Source organism: Cobetia sp. PDI-23MA (genome assembly GCF_059507735.1).
Genome location: NZ_CM183352.1, coordinates 3,044,398 through 3,059,504, shown reverse-complemented (window position 1 = coordinate 3,059,504; position 15,107 = coordinate 3,044,398). Strand labels below are relative to the sequence as shown.

The window sequence follows — 15,107 nt, the reverse complement described above, 5'->3', positions numbered from 1 at the left end:
AGCTTCGGTATCAAAGCAACTACAGCAGCACGTCTGCGGGCGTGGTGGTCAGGAACCACCACGCCCGCGGTCGTTTACCGCCCGGTGTCTGGCGAGTGCCCGTCACCTTCAATTCCCGCTTGCCCGGGCAAGCCTGTCACCACGAGATTTCCTTGCTGATGAGTGATCAACCCGCCACCGCACTGCTGTCAGAACTCGATTTCGAGGCCGTCTGGATCGAGACCCCCGAGGCGCTGGCCGCTGCCTGTGCAGAACTGGAAGGCGCCGATTGGCTGGCGTTGGACACCGAATTCATCCGCGAGTCGACCTTCTTCCCCATTCCGGCACTGGTGCAGTTGATGGCTGCCCATGACGGCGAGCTGCCCGGTGCGGACGGCAAGACGCCGCGCATCTTCCTGATCGACCCCACCGTGGTGCCGGCCAGCGAGGCGCTCAAGCGTCTGCTGGGGGCAGAGGGTCCGCTCAAGCTGCTGCACGCCTGTGGCGAGGACATGGAAGTCTTCCTGCGCTGGGCGGGCGTGGCGCCGACGCCGCTGATCGATACCCAGATCGCCGAAGGCCTGACCGGCGGCGAAGCCTCGATGGGTTATCAGCGTCTGGTCGAGCGTGTGGTGGGCGTCACCGTGCCCAAGGAAGAGACGCGTTCCAACTGGCTCAAACGCCCCTTGAGTCAGGCGCAGTGCGACTACGCCGCGCTGGACGTGCTGTTCCTGCCGCAGGTGTGGTCCGAGCAGCGCGATGCGTTGCTCGAGCTGGATCGCATGGCCTGGCTTGAAGAGGACTGCCGGGACCCGGGCAGCAGCGGTGGTGCCACGCCGGACCCGGAGTACTGGAAGCGTCATCGCAGCCTGTGGAAGCTCTCGCCGCGTGGCCTGGCCGCCTGGCAGGTGCTGTGCGACTGGCGCGAGGAGCAGATTCGTCTGCGCGACGTGCCGCGTTCACGCCTGCTGGCCGATGCGCAGCTGTTCGGTATCTGTGAGCGACTGCCGACCAATCGCTTCGAACTGGCCAAGGTCGATGGCATGCATCCGCCGCAGATCAAGCGCCACGGGGACACCGTGCTGACGCTGCTCAAGGACGTGGCGATGATCGATGACAGTCAGCTGCCGCGCGTGCCGCCGTCGCCGTTGGCGCCGGAGTGGAAGAACTGCATGAAGCGCCTCAAGCGGGAGGTCAATGCGGTGGCCGAGGAGACGCAGCTCAAGCCGGAGATTCTCGGCAAGCGCCGTGACATGGAAGCGCTGGTGATCGCCGATCACGAGGGAGAGACGCTGCCCTTGCCGCAGGGCTGGCGCGGTGAGCTGCTGGCCGCGCGCCTGGCCAAGGCGCTCGAGAGCTGACGCACGCCGCTTCTGCGGGCCAGACTGCAAAGAGGCAATGCGCAAGGTTCGCGCAGCCTGGTCTGCCAGCAACACAGGTCAGACGCACAGGTTAAAAACACAGGCCAGAAACCGATAGTGAGCTCTCGGGTCATGCCCGTGACGCCAGAGCTCGCTGATGCGCGCAAGCGCTGCAAGATGATGGGTAGCCCGATGACAGACGACAAGATGATCTGCGAGATCTACAAGAGCGCCAAGAAGGACGAGATGTACCTCTACGTCGAGAAGGCGCGCGGACTCGAGGATGTGCCGGAATCCCTGCTGGGCATCTTCGGCACGCCGACCCCTTTGATGACACTGCTGATTCGTGCCGACAAGCCGCTGGCGCGCGTTGCCAGCACCACGGTGCTCGAGAAGATTCGCGAGCAGGGCTTCTATCTGCAGATGCCGCCGGCCAAGGAAAATCTCCTCAAGGAGATTGGCGTGACGCCGCCGGAAACGCATTACTGACGCCCTGTCCGGCAGACAAGACCGTACTGATGAAACGACCCTGCTGCCCGGCAGGGCGAGGAGAGCAAGATGAGCGATGTTCCGCAGCCTGACGGCGGAAAGCGTGAGCGTTTCTGGGAGCGCCACGCACTCTCGGAGCTGAATACCGCCGAGTGGGAGGCGCTGTGCGATGGTTGTGGCCAATGCTGCCTGCTCAAGTTCGAGGATGAAGACAGTGGCGATATCGCGGTACTCGATGTCGCCTGTCGTCTGCTGGATGTGCGCAAGGTCAGTTGCCGCGATTATCCCAATCGCGCCACGCGCGTGCCGGGCTGCATTCCGCTGGATGTCGAGACGGTGGGCAAGCTGCGCTGGCTGCCGGAAACCTGCGGCTATCGTCGCCTGAATGAAGGCCGTGAGCTGCCCGAATGGCACCCGCTGTTGACCGGCGATGCCAGGAGCGTCAAGCGTGCCGGAGTCTCGGTGTCACGCTTTGCCGTCTCCGAGGTGTCTGTGCGCCAGCAGGACCTGGAAGACCACATCATCGCGATCATCGATCCCGAGAGCTGAAGCGCGCTGCGGGCGCGTGTCAGATTTCAGGTGGATGCCTTCAGAAAGCGCAGCTCGATGAGCTGCGCTTTCTTGTTTCTGACATTCTGTATCTGGCATTCCGTGCCTGACAGTTCGAGTCAGGCATTTCGAGTCAGGCATTCACTGGCCTTGTATTTGACGCCTCTGCCCCTCAGTCACGGCTTGATTTGCTAGATAAGATAATTTGCATGAGATGATTTGCATGGCCAAGGCGCGTGCATGCACTCGGCAGCGCAATGTCTAGTTGTAAATAAATGAACGTTCATTTATTTTATGGGGATTCGCTCAAGACCAGAACAGACCAAAGGCAGACGGGCCATGCGCCATCGTGATGAACACAAGCAACAGGCGTTGCTGGAAGCCACCCTGCATGAGGTGGCCGAGCATGGTTTCGCCGTGACCTCCGTGGCGCGCATCGCGCGTGCCGCCGGCATGTCACCCGGCACCCTCTATCTTTATTACCGTGACAAGGATGATCTGCTGGAGGCTACCTTCAGCGAGGTCAGCCGGCGCATCATCGCGGTCGCCATCGAGGCCTTCCAGGCCGAGCCTGTAGAGGTGCTCGAGGACGAGCCGTCAACGCTGCCGCCGGCCGCCCAGCAGCTGAAATCGGCACTGTGTCGGGTATGGAATGCCCTGGTGGCGTTGGGGCGCCATCAGCCCGCGTTGTTCCGCTTTCACGATCAGTTTCTGCACTCTTCCCATATGCAGGATGCCCTGAAGGTGGCCAATCAGGAGCGCGCCGCGCCCTTGCTGGACGCCTTCGCGCTGGGCCAGCAGACCGGCATTCTCAAGCAGATCGATCTCGCCCTCATCGAGGTGTTCATGTTTCGGTCGATCTACAGCCTGCTGCAGGGCTCCGGTTGCCAAGTGCCAGCCATCAGTGATGACAGCTTCGACCAGGCCTTCGAGATGGCCTGGGACGCGATCGCGCTTCGCCAGTGAGGGCAGTCAACCCCGCAGCGCACGCCGGACAGATGACAGATTTCGCTTGTGACATTCCATTCCAACGATTCAAGGGCCCGCTGATGAAACTTCGACCTGGTGCCAAGCCACACCTGCGTACTCCTTTCGCCTGGCGGGGAGGCCGCGTCCTTCAGCTGTTCGCCGGACTCCTGCTGGCCCTCGGGCTTGCGGCCTGCAGCGAGGCCGAGGCGCCGCTGGAGAAGCAGAAGGTGCATCCGGTCAAGTTGCTGTCGTTGTCGGATGAAGGCGGCGGGGTCATCCAGCGCTATCCCGGTGTGGTCGAGGCCTCGGAGCGCTCCAACCTGTCGTTTCGCATCGGCGGTGAGCTGCGCGAACTCAAGGTCCAGGCCGGCCAGGAGGTCGAGAAGGGCGAGTTGATCGCCCGTCTGGATGATCGCGATGCCAGAAGCGAGCTCAACAATGCCCGTTCCAGCTTCAATCTGGCGCAGGCGACCTACAAGCGCATGAAGTATTCGGTGGAGAAGGGCGCCATCAGTCGGGCACGCTTCGATGAGGCGCAGGCCGAATTCCAGTCTGCGCAGGCCCAGTATTCCCAGGCGCAGGACCAGCTCAGCTACACCTATCTCAAGGCGCCCTATGACGGGGTGATCGCGCGCGTGCCGGTGGATAACTATCAGGTGGTCGCCGCCCAGGAAACCATCGCCGTGCTGCAGCAGCCGGGCCAGATCGACGTGATCTTCAACATGCCGGAGCGTCAGGTGCGCGCCATCGATCGTGAGCGTGCCGAGGCCGGGCGCCTTGAGGATGCCGCCCTGGCCTGGGTGCGCTTCGGCAGTGGCGAGACGCGCTACCCGGCCCGTTACAAGGAGCACGACACCAGTGCCAGCGAGGGTTCGCTTAGCTATGAAGTCACCCTGACGCTGCCGGAGCCGCAGGACATCACCGTGCTGTCAGGCATGAGCGCCACCGTGGAGCTGGACATGCAGCAACTGACGGCGGCGACCCAGGGCCAGTGGCGCGTGCCGGTCGAGGCGGTGGTCACTCAGGAGGAAAGCCCGAACCAGGCCGTGGTGTGGCGCTACGTGCCCAAGGACGGTGACGCCCAGGCGAGCGCAACAATCAACACGGACGCCACCACGGACACCGGCTCAGTCGACGGCAAGAATGAGGGCAAGCGTGAGGGCAAGCAGCAGGAAGCTGGTGCCCAGGGCACCGTCGAGGCCGTGCCGGTCACGGTACTGCAGGCTACCGGCGAAGGACTGGTGATCACGGGAGAACTGAGTGCCGGTGACCGTCTGGTCACGGCGGGCGCCAGTCGCATGGAAGCCGGGGAGCCTGTGCGTCCCTGGGTCAAGGAAGCGGGGCTCTGATCCATGGTCGATTATTTCCTGAGACACAAGGTCATCAGCTGGATGGTCGTGCTGCTGCTGTCGGTGGGTGGCGTGACCTCCTTCTTCGGCCTCGGCCAGCTGGAATTTCCCGAGTTCACCATCCGCAACGCGGTGGTGATTACCCAGTATCCGGGTGCGACGCCCAAGCAGGTGGAAGAGGAAGTCACGCTGCCGCTGGAGAAGGCGATCCAGCAGATTCCCAATCTCAAGCGCGTCAGCTCGGTCAACAGCTCCGGTCTTTCCCAGATCACGCTGGAGCTCGAGAGCAGCGTGCGCGAAGGCGAGATGCAGCAGTACTGGGACCTGCTGCGCCGCAAGATCAATGACGCCCAGTCGAGCCTGCCGCCCGGCAGTGGCTCCTCGATCGTCAATGACGACTTCGGCGATGTGTTCGGCCTGCTCTACAACCTGAGCGGCAAGGGCTATTCGGCGCATGACCTCGAGGACCAGGCCGACTTCCTGCAGCGTGAGCTGACGCTGGTGGAGGGGGTCAAGAAGGTCTCCATCGTCGGCGCGCGCAGCGAGCAGGTCATCGTCGCGCTGGATCGTGATCGCATGCAGGCGCTGAACATCTCGCCGGATCAGCTCGCCAACCTGCTCAATGCCCAGAACGTGGTCGGCGACGCCGGGCGTATCCGTCAGAACGGTCTGTCGCTGGAACTGCAGCCAAGTGGCGAGTTCCAGAGCGTGCAGGACCTGGAGCGTCTGGTGGTCGGGCGTCCCGGCAATGGTGGCCTGATTCGTCTCGGCGATATCGCCTCGGTCAGCCGCGAGTACACCGAATCGCCGTCGCGCCTCTATCACACCGATGGTGAGACGGCGCTGTCGCTGGGCATCTCGTTCGCCTCTGGCGTCAATGTGGTCGAGGTCGGTGCGCTGGTCGACAAGCGTCTTGGCGAGCTTGAGTCGCGCATGCCGCTGGGCATGGAGCTGACCACGGTCTATCACCAGCCCCAGGTAGTGGATGAGGCGGTGTCCGGCTTCTTGATCAACCTGGCCGAGGCCATCGGCATCGTGATTCTGGTGCTGCTGGTGTTCATGGGCGTCAAGAGTGGCGTGCTGATGGGGCTGGTGCTGTTGATCACCATTCTGGGCACCTTCGTCATGATGTCGATCCATGGCATCGAGCTGCAGAAGATCTCGCTGGGGGCCTTGATCATCGCGCTGGGCATGCTGGTGGATAACGCCATCGTGGTCACCGAGGGCATGTTGATCGGTCTCAAGCGTGGCAAGACCAAGCGCCAAGCCGCCTTCGAGGTCGTCAATCAGAACCGCATGCCGCTGCTGGGGGCCACGGTGATCGCGATCACTGCCTTCGCGCCCATCGGTCTGTCGCCGGATGCCACCGGCGAGTTCGTCGGGTCATTGTTCTGGGTGCTGTGCTACTCGTTGCTGTTGAGCTGGATCACCGCCCTGACGCTGACACCGTTCTTCTTCGACATGTTCTTCCGCGAAGCGCGGGAGACGAAGGACAGTGACACGGACGAGAATCAGGAGGAAGACCCCTATCGTGGCGTCATCTTCCGTGGCTTCCGCAGTCTGCTGAGCTGGGCGATTCGCCTGCGCTGGCTGACCCTGGGGGGCGCGGTGGCGTTGCTGGTGGCGGCCGTGATGAGCTTCGGACAGGTCAAGAATGCCTTCTTCCCGGATGCCTCGACCCCGCTGTTCTTCGTCGATGTCTGGATGCCGGAAGGCACCGATGTGCTGGCGACGGAAGCGCGTATCGCCGACCTGGAGCAGCAGGTGCTCAAGATGGACAAGGTCAAGCATGTCACCAGCGTCACCGGCGGGGGCGCCCAGCGCTTCACGCTGACCTACTCGCCGGAAGACAGCTATGCCAGCTTCGGGCAGCTGATCGTCGAGACCCGGGACCGGGCCAGCCGCGAAGCGCGCATGGAGGAGGTGATACGCCTGGTGCGCGCCGAGTACCCTGAAGTGGAATACAAGGTGCAGGCGTTGCAGGTCGGGCCATCGGCCAAGGCGAGTCTCGAGGCGCGTCTCTACGGCGAAGACCCCGCAGTACTGCGTCAGCTGGCGGGCAAGGTACGTCGCGTCTTCGAGGAGGAGCCGCTGGCCGACAGCATTCGTCTGTCATGGCGCAATCGCGTCAATCGCATCGAGCCCGAATTCCTGGATGATCAGGCGCGGCGTGTCGGCGTGACGCGTGACTCGCTGCATCAGGCGCTGCTGATCAACAGCGACGGCGAGAGCGTCGGTGTCTATCGCGAAGGCTCCGAGCTGATCCCGATTCTGCTGCGCGGTGAGGAGCGTCAGCGCTTCGATCTCGACACCCTGGCGAGTCTCAACGTCTGGAGCGATGAGCAGGAGACCTACGTGCCGGCGGGCTCGGTGATGGGGCCGCTCAAGACAGAGCTGCGTGACCCTTTGATCAAGCGTCGTGATCGTCAGCGCATGCTGGCGGTCTACGCCGAACCGATGCCGCTGTCCGGGGAAACGGCCGCCAGCGTGCTGGGACGTATCCGTCCCAAGATCGAGGCCATCGAGCTGCCCGAGGGCTACCACCTGGAGTGGGGCGGCGAGTATGAAACCTCATCCGAAGCTCAGCAGGCGCTGTTCTCCTCGCTGCCGATGGGGCTGCTGGGCATGTTCGTGATCACGGTGCTGCTGTTCTCCAACCTGCGTCAGGCGCTGGCCATCTGGTCCATCGTGCCGCTGACCCTGATCGGTATCGTCAGTGGTCTGATCGTGTTCGGGGCGCCTTTCACCTTCATGGCGCTGCTCGGCACCTTGAGCCTGATCGGCATGGTGCTCAAGAACGCCATCGTGCTGGTGGAGGAGATCAACGTGCAGCTCGATGAGCAGGAGGATCGCTTCCAGGCGGTGGTGCAGGCGGCCGTCAGCCGTGTGCGGCCGGTGTCGATGGCGGCCATCACCACCATGCTGGGCATGATTCCGCTGTTCCCGGATGCCTTCTTCTCGAGCATGGCGGTGGTGATCGTGTTCGGGTTGGGCGTGGCGACCCTGCTGACGCTGGTGGTGCTGCCGGTGGCGTACTGCGCCTTCTTCCGTATCCCGACCGGCAACAAGTCCATGAAGACATCCTGATGTGATGATCCTGATGTGATGAGAATGCGGTAATCTTGTCTGCGCAGTCGCGGCCACCCACACCATGACGCCCGATGACAGTGCCTTTGTCATCGGGCGTCATGGTGTGGTTCGTGCTCGCTATCCTGCGTGAGGGGCATCGCCGCAAGCCCCTTTCCGTTACACTATGCGCCGCCGGTTGCGAGTTGCCCGGTCGCAAGTGTTGCGTCAGTCGAATCCTATCGAGTCGTGAGGTGTGCCTTGGTCGAACCCCTGAGTGCCTGGTGGGGGCAACAGCTGGTGTTGTGCGGTTGGGGTTTCAGTGCTGCGCCGGAAACGGTGTGGACACCGGCCCAGGCGTGCGCGCGTCTGAAGGCCCAGGAAGTCCCGGATGCGGGCGAGTTGGGATGGCGTCTGCTGGAGGCTTTCCCCCATGACACCCCGGACCCGCTGCACCAGCTGGAGGCGTTGGAATTGCTGGCGCTGGCACGTACCGCCGGCTGGCTGTCAGAGGCGCGCACGCGTGCCTGGCTGATACGTCTGCTCACGGCGATCGGCGGGCGTTTCACCTCGCTGGATGACTGGCTCAAGGCCCTGGCCCATTCGCGCAGCGATGCGGGCTGGACGCGAGGCGATGATGGCTTCTTCGAGGCCAGTCTCGCGCTGTCCCAGTTGGAGCACGAAGACGCCGGTGTCACCTGGCCGCGTCTGCTGGAGGCGCTGGAGGCACAGCCTCCGGTGGCGGTTACGCAGCTCTGGCCTCAGGGTGAGCGCGACCGGGTCTGGATGGCGCGCGCCATCTTCTCGCCGTGGCTCGGCGGTCGGACATTGACCACCGGTGACAGCGGCCCGCACGAAGACGGTGTCAGCGGTTTTGACGCCGCGGCGCACTGGCCGGACGTCACGCGCTGGCTGGCCGAGACCTGGGCGATCACCGGGCGTGATGAGCTGATTCGACTGTTGCTGTGGCTAGCCTCCCAGGGGCATCGCTATGGCTGGGACATCGACAGCGCACGCCTGATGACGGCCAGCGACAGCGAGCGTGCCAAGTGGCTGGATGAGCTGGAAGCGGACGCGGCTCAGGAAGAGGCCGAACGCAAGTCGGCAGGGCGCAAGGGCGCCCCCGCGCATGCCTCCTCCAGCATCGACGTCGCCGATGGCGGGCTGGAAAAGCCCCCGTCACCCGCGGCCTACGGCGAGCTGCTGCTGCAGTATCTCGATCGTGGGGAGCCACTGGAATTCGCCGCCTGGGACTGGCTGCGTCTGGTCGATCTCGCCTTTGCCGGGCTATGTGCTGGCTGGCTGAGTCGTGAGGAGGGCGAGGACTTCGCCGCCCACGGCATTGACCTGCTGGTGCGTCGCTATGCCGACTGGCAGGGCGTGGCCCGCGCCTATCAGCGCGGTCGCAGCCTGTTCGAGGGTGTCGATCTGACCCGTGACACCGAGAGTGACTGGCGTCCGCTGATGGCGTCACCGCTGACGCCGCTGCGTTGCGAGCTGCATGCGCTGCTGCCTGCCGCCCAGCGTGAGCGCTGCCGAGCGGCGATTCGTGCGTGGCGCAATGACAGCCGCCACTGGGTGCTGGCCATCGCCAGTATCCGCGAGCCGGACCTGCTCTATCGTCAGGGGCTTGTCGCCGAGGTCGATACGGCGCGCCGCGAAGAGGCACGTCAATATCTCAATGAGACGCTGGCGCTGGACACCCGCGATGGCGTGCAGGGCATGGCGCGCTTCTGGCTGCCGGCGCAGGCGCATCATCTCAATCAGTTGGCCGCCGATGCCGCGCGTGGTGCCTTGCCCGATGCCCAGACGCCCTTCGGACGTGCCGATGCCGTCGAGCTGGAGCGCCGTCAGCGGCTGGCCGTCTGTCATCGCTATCCTGCCAGTGTGGTGATGGCCGAGAAGTACGCCTTCTATCTGCTGATGGTGCAGGACAGCGGTGATTTCCCCGCCGATGAGCTGGCCCATTGTGCCGAGCGTCTGCGCAGTGCCCTGTGCCGCTACTATCCGGACGCTACGCGTCTGCTGGAAGCCTGGGCGGTGTGGGAGTCCGCGGTGCCGGAACTCGAGGACCATCCGCTGGTCAACGAGATCCGCTGGCATCTCGATGACCCCGGCAGCCTGTTCCATTGGCTCGACTGGCGCGCCAGCGACTGGCAGGAGCCGGGGCTGCGCCCGAGTCTGGATCGCTTCACGGCGCTGGCGCTGAGCGGCCCGCTCAATACGCCGTGCTGGGGCGAGCCGATGGTGGAGTACGGGCGGGGCGTCGAGGAACTCAGCGGCTGGCTCGAAGGTCATTATGGTCTCGCCAATGCCGAGGCGCTCAAGGGCTTCCTCGACTTTCTGCGCGATGCCGGTGATCGGGACGAATACCAGATCAATTACGGCCCCTACACCCTCAATCGCGCCCGTCTCGACAATGAGATCGACGTGCTGGAAAGCGCCGAGCGCGGCGATGATGAGCAGGTGCATCTGGACCGTCTGCGACGCGTCAGGGACAACGAGGCGCGCTGCAACGAGCTGGATATGGCAGCGTGGGACATCGCCCAGATGGTGGACCTCGCGATTGCCGGGCGACAGCTGGGCTGGCTGGACGATGCGACCTTCACTGCCTATCTGGACAGCGCCTATGCGATGGCGCGCGACCACTACGGCAGCTGGAAGGAATATGCCCGTGGGCTGTTCGCCGGCTATGCCTTCTTCATGGGCGATACCGACCAGCGTGACAGCTTCTTGCGCGGCTTCCGCGATGCGCTCATCCAGTGGTTGACGGCGGCGCCACCGCTGGCCGGTGCCTGGTCGAGTCTCGATTTCCCGGGCGCGCGCCCGGGGCATTGGCCGGCGTTGCATCTGGATGTGCTGAGCGGAGACGCTCGCACGTTGCACTGAGCGGGATTCAACCCAGGTCGGGTGAGCGGCAGGGGTACGTTCTCTGATGCTTTGGTCTAAATTCTGCGGTAATGGCATACGGTTTGCGGAGACATGAACTACTATCCTGCGAACGACTTGGGTTTGTCATCTGTCTGTCGTCATCGTGCTGCAAGGTGTGCTGCTGCCTGATCCGGCACACCTTGTCAGATGGTCACCGTGTTATCCCTGATCGATCAACGATCATCGTCATGCATCAATGGTTATCGCCGTCCGCAAGCGCTGCTCACCTTCACCCTTCCAGCGCCGGGCCCACGACGAGGAATGCTGGATGCGCCACGCGTTATTATGCTGTTTTCTGATCCTGCCACTGGGTGTGGCAGGCTGTGCCAGTCACTCAACACCATCCAATGAAGTGGCCTACTACGATGTGGACCTGCCGGAACTGCCGAAGCTCAAGCGCTATCGCCAGTCCGCGCCCCAGCCGGTCGCCGAGTCGCAGGACTACGCCATGTCTGGGCCGAGCATCCGCGATGTCCTGCTGGAAGAGCATGATCGCTGGGCCGGGACGCCCTACCGCCTGGGGGGAACCAACACCCGCGGCATCGATTGCTCCGCCCTGATGCAGCATGTCTTCAGTGATGGCTTCGGTATCGATCTGCCGCGTACCACTACCGACCAGGTGAAGCGTGGCAAGCGTATCGACAAGTCGCAGCTCAAGCCGGGTGATCTGGTCTTCTTTCGTCCCTCACGTCGTTACAACCATGTGGGGGTCTACGTCGGCAACGGCTACTTCCTGCATGCCTCCACCTCGCGTGGTGTGAAGCTGTCGCGGCTCGACAACGTCTACTGGTCCAGGCACTACTGGCAGTCGCGTCGTCCGATGCCCCATGAGGCCATGCAGATGAAGCTGGCCATGCGCAGCCAGTGAGGCGATCACGCCTGGCACTGAAAAAACAAGCGCTGAAACAGACAAGCCCTTGAAGAGACAAGCACTTGAAGGGACAAGAACCTCTTCGACATCACCCGGCCCTGGCCGGGTGATGTCGTTTCTGAGCCCGGGAACATGTCAGCCACTGCTCAGGAAGGAGAGTCCAGCGCAGCGCTGTCAGCCTGACCCTCAGCGCTCAAGGCATCCGGGGTGGGCCTCCCGGCCGCCGAGTGTTCAATGACGAAATCGACCAGCGCCTGCTCGGCACGCGACAGGCCGCGCTCGCGGCGCCAGGCGAGTGATAGCTCAAGCCAGGCGGGCTCATCGAAGGAGACAGCGGTCAGGTTGTTCTCTTCACGGTCATCCTCGACCACACGCTTGAGGAAGGTGGTGATCCCGAAGCCACGCGCGACGATCGCCTTGTTGAGGGCGATCAGGTTCGATTCGAAGGCGATGCTCGGCGCGAGTCCATTCTGACTGGCCAGGCGCTCGATGAAATCGCGATGGAAGTAGCCGCGCTTGAAGACCACCAGCTCCTCGGCGAAGAACTCCTCGACACTGATCTGCGTGCGGGCGGCCAGCGGATGATCGTTCGCCAGGCAGACCACCATTTCCTCACTCAGGAAGTGGCGCCGGATCAGGCCGTGGGTATCGGTGCCGAGTTGATCCTCGACGATGACGCCCAGATCCAGCTCGGCATTGTCGATCATCCGGCGCAGGCTCAGGGTACCGCCCTCGATCACGCTGAGCTTGATGTCGGGGTAGCGTGCCTTGAACGCCATCAACAGGGGCGGGAAGTAGTAGGAGCCGAGCATCGAGGAGACGCCGATGCGCACCTCGCCCTTGACCAGCCCCTCGAGCTCGGCCATCGCCAGTGCCGCGCGCTGTGCCTGTTGCAGCAGGGGCCGGGCATGCTCGAGCAGCGTGTCGCCGGCCGGTGTCAGGCGCAGACCGCGTGAGCCTCTGATCAGCAGCTGCGTGCCCAGTCGGCTTTCGAGTCCGGCGATCGACTGGCTGACTGCTGACTGGGCCAGGCTGAGTGCCTGAGCGGCAGTGGTGAAGCTCTGGTGCTCGACGACACTGACGAAAATCTCGAGTGCACGCAGATCGAAGGGCAGTTTCATCGCGGGGTCCTTTTGATCGCGAAGTTCCTTTCAGCGCTAGGTTCCTCTCAGCGCGAGGTTCTTTTTAACGCGAGGCTCTTTTCATCGTGGAGTCCTTTCACAGTGCGGCTCCCTTCTCGGCGCAGTTTGCGCCATCCCAGTGCCGCCATTGCCATCAGCTTTGCTGATGGTCAGCATCATGTCGAGCTATTTTACTGATGCGGGCGCGCGGCGCAGACTGGCGCCATCCCCATGCTTGATTGAGTGCAGGTACCTGATGGCTTCATCGCTTTCCGCGTCTTCTTCCCCCGATTCAGCCGCCTCGTTCTCCGCCGCACAGGCAGAGCTGCCCGAACCGCTCAAGGCGCGCGGGCGTGACTGGCGGCGCATGACCCAGGCGCTGTGCCTGGGCTCCTTCGTGGTCTTCATCAACCTCTATCTGGTGCAACCGCTGCTGCCGCTGCTGGCGACGGATCTGGGCCTGAGCTCGCTGCAGGCGAGTCTGTCCCTGTCGGTAAGCACCCTGACGCTGGCTCTCGCATTGCTGGTGTTCGGTCCGCTGTCCGATGCGCTTGGGCGGCGGCGTATCCTGCTGTGGACCCTGGCCGGCGGGGTGGCCTGTTCAGGGCTGGCCCTGTTCGCCGAGGGCTTCTGGTCGCTGCTGGTGGTGCGCGCGCTGCAGGGCTTTCTGCTCGGCGGCCTGCCGGCGGTGGCGGTGGCGTACATGAGTGACGAGATGGAGCAACCCGCCTTGATGGTGGCGGTGGGGCTCTATATCAGCGCCAATTCACTGGGCGGCATCTCCGGGCGGGTCGCGGGGGGCGTGATTGCGGAGCATTGGGGCTGGCAGGCCAGCTTTGCCGCCATCGGCGGTGTCAGCTTGCTGGTGCTGGGGGCGTTATGGCAGCTGCTGCCGCGCCAGAGGCGCTTCGTCGCCCAGCCGTTCAAGCTGAGAAGCATGCTGGCAGGTCTGGGACGTCATCTGCGCAACCCCCGTCTGTGGCCGGTGTTTTTGCTTGGCGGGCTGAATTTCTTCATCTTCGTCAATCTCTACAGCTACATGACCTTCCGGCTGAGTGAGGCGCCCTGGTCGCTCAGCAGTCAATGGCTGGGGCTGTTGTTCCTGACCTATCTGGCAGGCACCTTCGGCGCCTCCCAGTCTGGCCGGCTGGCACGGCGTCTGGTGTCGGGGGCCGCGCCTGAGGACGGCGAGGCCGCGCTGGCGATCGCTCAGCGACGCGGTCAGGCATTGACCATGATGCTGGGCACCGGCATCGTGGTGCTTGGCACGCTGCTGACGCTGAGCCATTCGCTGATCGGCATGCTGATCGGCCTGAGCCTGAATGCCTTCGGCTTCTTCCTCGCGCATGCCACCGCTTCGGCCTGGGTCGGACGCAATGCCGAAGGCGCGCGGGCCAGTGCCAGTGCGCTGTATCTGACCGCCTACTATCTGGGCGCGAGTCTCGGTGGCTTCTGGCTGGAGCCCTTCTGGCAGGCTGCCGGCTGGCCCGGGGTGGTGGCCGCCAGCGTAATGGTGCTGGCGGTGACCTTCGCGCTGGCGACCCTGTGCTGGCGCCGGGCCGCCACGCAGTATCGAGACTGAGATCAGCTCAGACAGCAGAGCACGCAAACGACAACGGCTCGCCAGATGGCGAGCCGTTGTCGTTCAGAGGGCCTGGAGGGCGGAATCAGTGCGCGGGGGCGTCGTCACCCCAGATCTCTTCCAGACGGTCATCGCGGCCACAGCCGGCGCGGTAGAAGCGATAGCGCACCGGGTTCTTCTTGTAGAAGTCCTGATGGTAGTCCTCGGCCGCATACCAGGGGCCTGCCGCCTCGATCTCGGTGGCGATGCCTTCGGGGAATCTGTCTTTCAGCGCCTCGCGACTGGCCTCGGCGGCGTCACGCTGGGCCTCATCGAGGGGGTAGATGCCGCTGCGGTACTGGGTGCCGGCATCACAGAACTGGCGATCCACCGCGACCGGGTCGATGTTGTGCCAGAAGACATCCAGCAGGGTGTCGTAGCTGACCTTTTCCGGCTCGTAGACCACCTTGACCGCTTCGGTATGCCCGGTGCTGCCCGAGGAGACCTGCTTGTAGGTCGGATTGTTCTGTTCGCCGGCGGTATAGCCGGAGGTGGTCGAGATCACACCGTCCAGCTTGTCGAAGGGTCCCTCCATGCACCAGAAGCAGCCACCGGCGAAGATGGCGACTTCCTGGCCCTGGGCGACACCCTCGGCGACGCCCTTGGGCGCCGTTTCCGGGTCGAAGGCATTGGCGTGGCCGACAATCAGCAGGCCGCCGAGCAGGCTTGCCAGTGGCGTGAGGCGTCTGAGCGCTGGGAAGGGGATTCGCGTGTATCGGGTCATGGTGTCTCCGGGAAAGGCGTCATTCCTTCGAAGTGAGAACATGGAAATCTCCATGTCCCGGTGGGCTGCGAGGTGGC

Annotated in this window: 11 protein-coding genes; 9 read left to right on the top strand and 2 right to left on the bottom strand. The window is 63.8% G+C overall.

Translation table 11 applies throughout. The annotated features are described in order from the left end of the window. The first annotated feature begins 158 nt into the window (after positions 1–158). From rnd to AC5WNJ_RS12930, 8 genes are all read left to right on the top strand, one after another. Positions 159–1,340 (top strand): ribonuclease D, encoded by a 1,182-nt coding sequence (gene rnd / locus AC5WNJ_RS12965; RefSeq protein WP_495929889.1) that lies wholly within the window; start codon positions 159–161, stop codon positions 1,338–1,340. Between the two features lie 132 nt (positions 1,341–1,472). Beyond that, a complete protein-coding gene (locus AC5WNJ_RS12960; protein ID WP_306424362.1) occupies positions 1,473–1,829 on the top strand; it encodes a YcgL domain-containing protein in 357 nt (118 codons plus the stop codon). Between the two features lie 69 nt (positions 1,830–1,898). Further along, a complete protein-coding gene (locus tag AC5WNJ_RS12955) occupies positions 1,899–2,378 on the top strand; it encodes a YcgN family cysteine cluster protein (protein ID WP_166018941.1) in 480 nt (159 codons plus the stop codon). 339 nt (positions 2,379–2,717) lie between these two features. Further along, positions 2,718–3,344 carry a TetR/AcrR family transcriptional regulator gene (locus tag AC5WNJ_RS12950; RefSeq protein ID WP_495929888.1) on the top strand — a complete coding sequence of 209 codons (627 nt, stop codon included), beginning with the start codon at positions 2,718–2,720 and terminating at the stop codon, positions 3,342–3,344. 83 nt (positions 3,345–3,427) lie between these two features. Continuing rightward, positions 3,428–4,696 carry an efflux RND transporter periplasmic adaptor subunit gene (locus tag AC5WNJ_RS12945; protein ID WP_495929887.1) on the top strand — a complete coding sequence of 423 codons (1,269 nt, stop codon included), beginning with the start codon at positions 3,428–3,430 and terminating at the stop codon, positions 4,694–4,696. Positions 4,697–4,699: 3 nt separating this feature from the next. After that, positions 4,700–7,783 (top strand): efflux RND transporter permease subunit, encoded by a 3,084-nt coding sequence (locus tag AC5WNJ_RS12940; protein WP_495929886.1) that lies wholly within the window; start codon positions 4,700–4,702, stop codon positions 7,781–7,783. Between the two features lie 240 nt (positions 7,784–8,023). Next, positions 8,024–10,651 (top strand): DUF1266 domain-containing protein, encoded by a 2,628-nt coding sequence (locus tag AC5WNJ_RS12935; protein ID WP_495929885.1) that lies wholly within the window; start codon positions 8,024–8,026, stop codon positions 10,649–10,651. 310 nt (positions 10,652–10,961) lie between these two features. Then, positions 10,962–11,561, top strand: a complete 600-nt coding sequence (locus AC5WNJ_RS12930) for a C40 family peptidase (protein ID WP_495929884.1) — start codon at positions 10,962–10,964, stop codon at positions 11,559–11,561. 149 nt (positions 11,562–11,710) lie between these two features. Here the strand turns inward: AC5WNJ_RS12930 and AC5WNJ_RS12925 are convergent, their stop codons facing one another. Further along, positions 11,711–12,685, bottom strand: coding sequence for a LysR family transcriptional regulator (locus AC5WNJ_RS12925; protein ID WP_495929883.1), 975 nt, complete (start codon positions 12,683–12,685; stop codon positions 11,711–11,713). Between the two features lie 256 nt (positions 12,686–12,941). On the opposite strand from AC5WNJ_RS12925, the gene AC5WNJ_RS12920 reads away from it, so the two are divergent. Continuing rightward, positions 12,942–14,267 (top strand): MFS transporter, encoded by a 1,326-nt coding sequence (locus tag AC5WNJ_RS12920; RefSeq protein ID WP_495929882.1) that lies wholly within the window; start codon positions 12,942–12,944, stop codon positions 14,265–14,267. Positions 14,268–14,352: 85 nt separating this feature from the next. On the opposite strand, the gene msrA is transcribed toward AC5WNJ_RS12920, so the two are convergent. Beyond that, positions 14,353–15,030, bottom strand: a complete 678-nt coding sequence (gene msrA, locus AC5WNJ_RS12915) for a peptide-methionine (S)-S-oxide reductase MsrA (RefSeq protein WP_495929881.1) — start codon at positions 15,028–15,030, stop codon at positions 14,353–14,355. Positions 15,031–15,107 lie beyond the last annotated feature (77 nt).

Coding starts and splice junctions, on each gene's coding strand:
- AC5WNJ_RS12955 (WP_166018941.1), top strand. CDS start 1,899: ATGAGCGATGTTCCGCAGCCTGACGGCGGAAAGCGTGAGCGTTTCTGG.
- rnd (WP_495929889.1), top strand. CDS start 159: ATGAGTGATCAACCCGCCACCGCACTGCTGTCAGAACTCGATTTCGAG.
- AC5WNJ_RS12920 (WP_495929882.1), top strand. CDS start 12,942: ATGGCTTCATCGCTTTCCGCGTCTTCTTCCCCCGATTCAGCCGCCTCG.
- AC5WNJ_RS12940 (WP_495929886.1), top strand. CDS start 4,700: ATGGTCGATTATTTCCTGAGACACAAGGTCATCAGCTGGATGGTCGTG.
- msrA (WP_495929881.1), bottom strand. CDS start 15,030: ATGACCCGATACACGCGAATCCCCTTCCCAGCGCTCAGACGCCTCACG.
- AC5WNJ_RS12925 (WP_495929883.1), bottom strand. CDS start 12,685: ATGAAACTGCCCTTCGATCTGCGTGCACTCGAGATTTTCGTCAGTGTC.
- AC5WNJ_RS12945 (WP_495929887.1), top strand. CDS start 3,428: ATGAAACTTCGACCTGGTGCCAAGCCACACCTGCGTACTCCTTTCGCC.
- AC5WNJ_RS12930 (WP_495929884.1), top strand. CDS start 10,962: ATGCGCCACGCGTTATTATGCTGTTTTCTGATCCTGCCACTGGGTGTG.
- AC5WNJ_RS12960 (WP_306424362.1), top strand. CDS start 1,473: ATGCCCGTGACGCCAGAGCTCGCTGATGCGCGCAAGCGCTGCAAGATG.
- AC5WNJ_RS12950 (WP_495929888.1), top strand. CDS start 2,718: ATGCGCCATCGTGATGAACACAAGCAACAGGCGTTGCTGGAAGCCACC.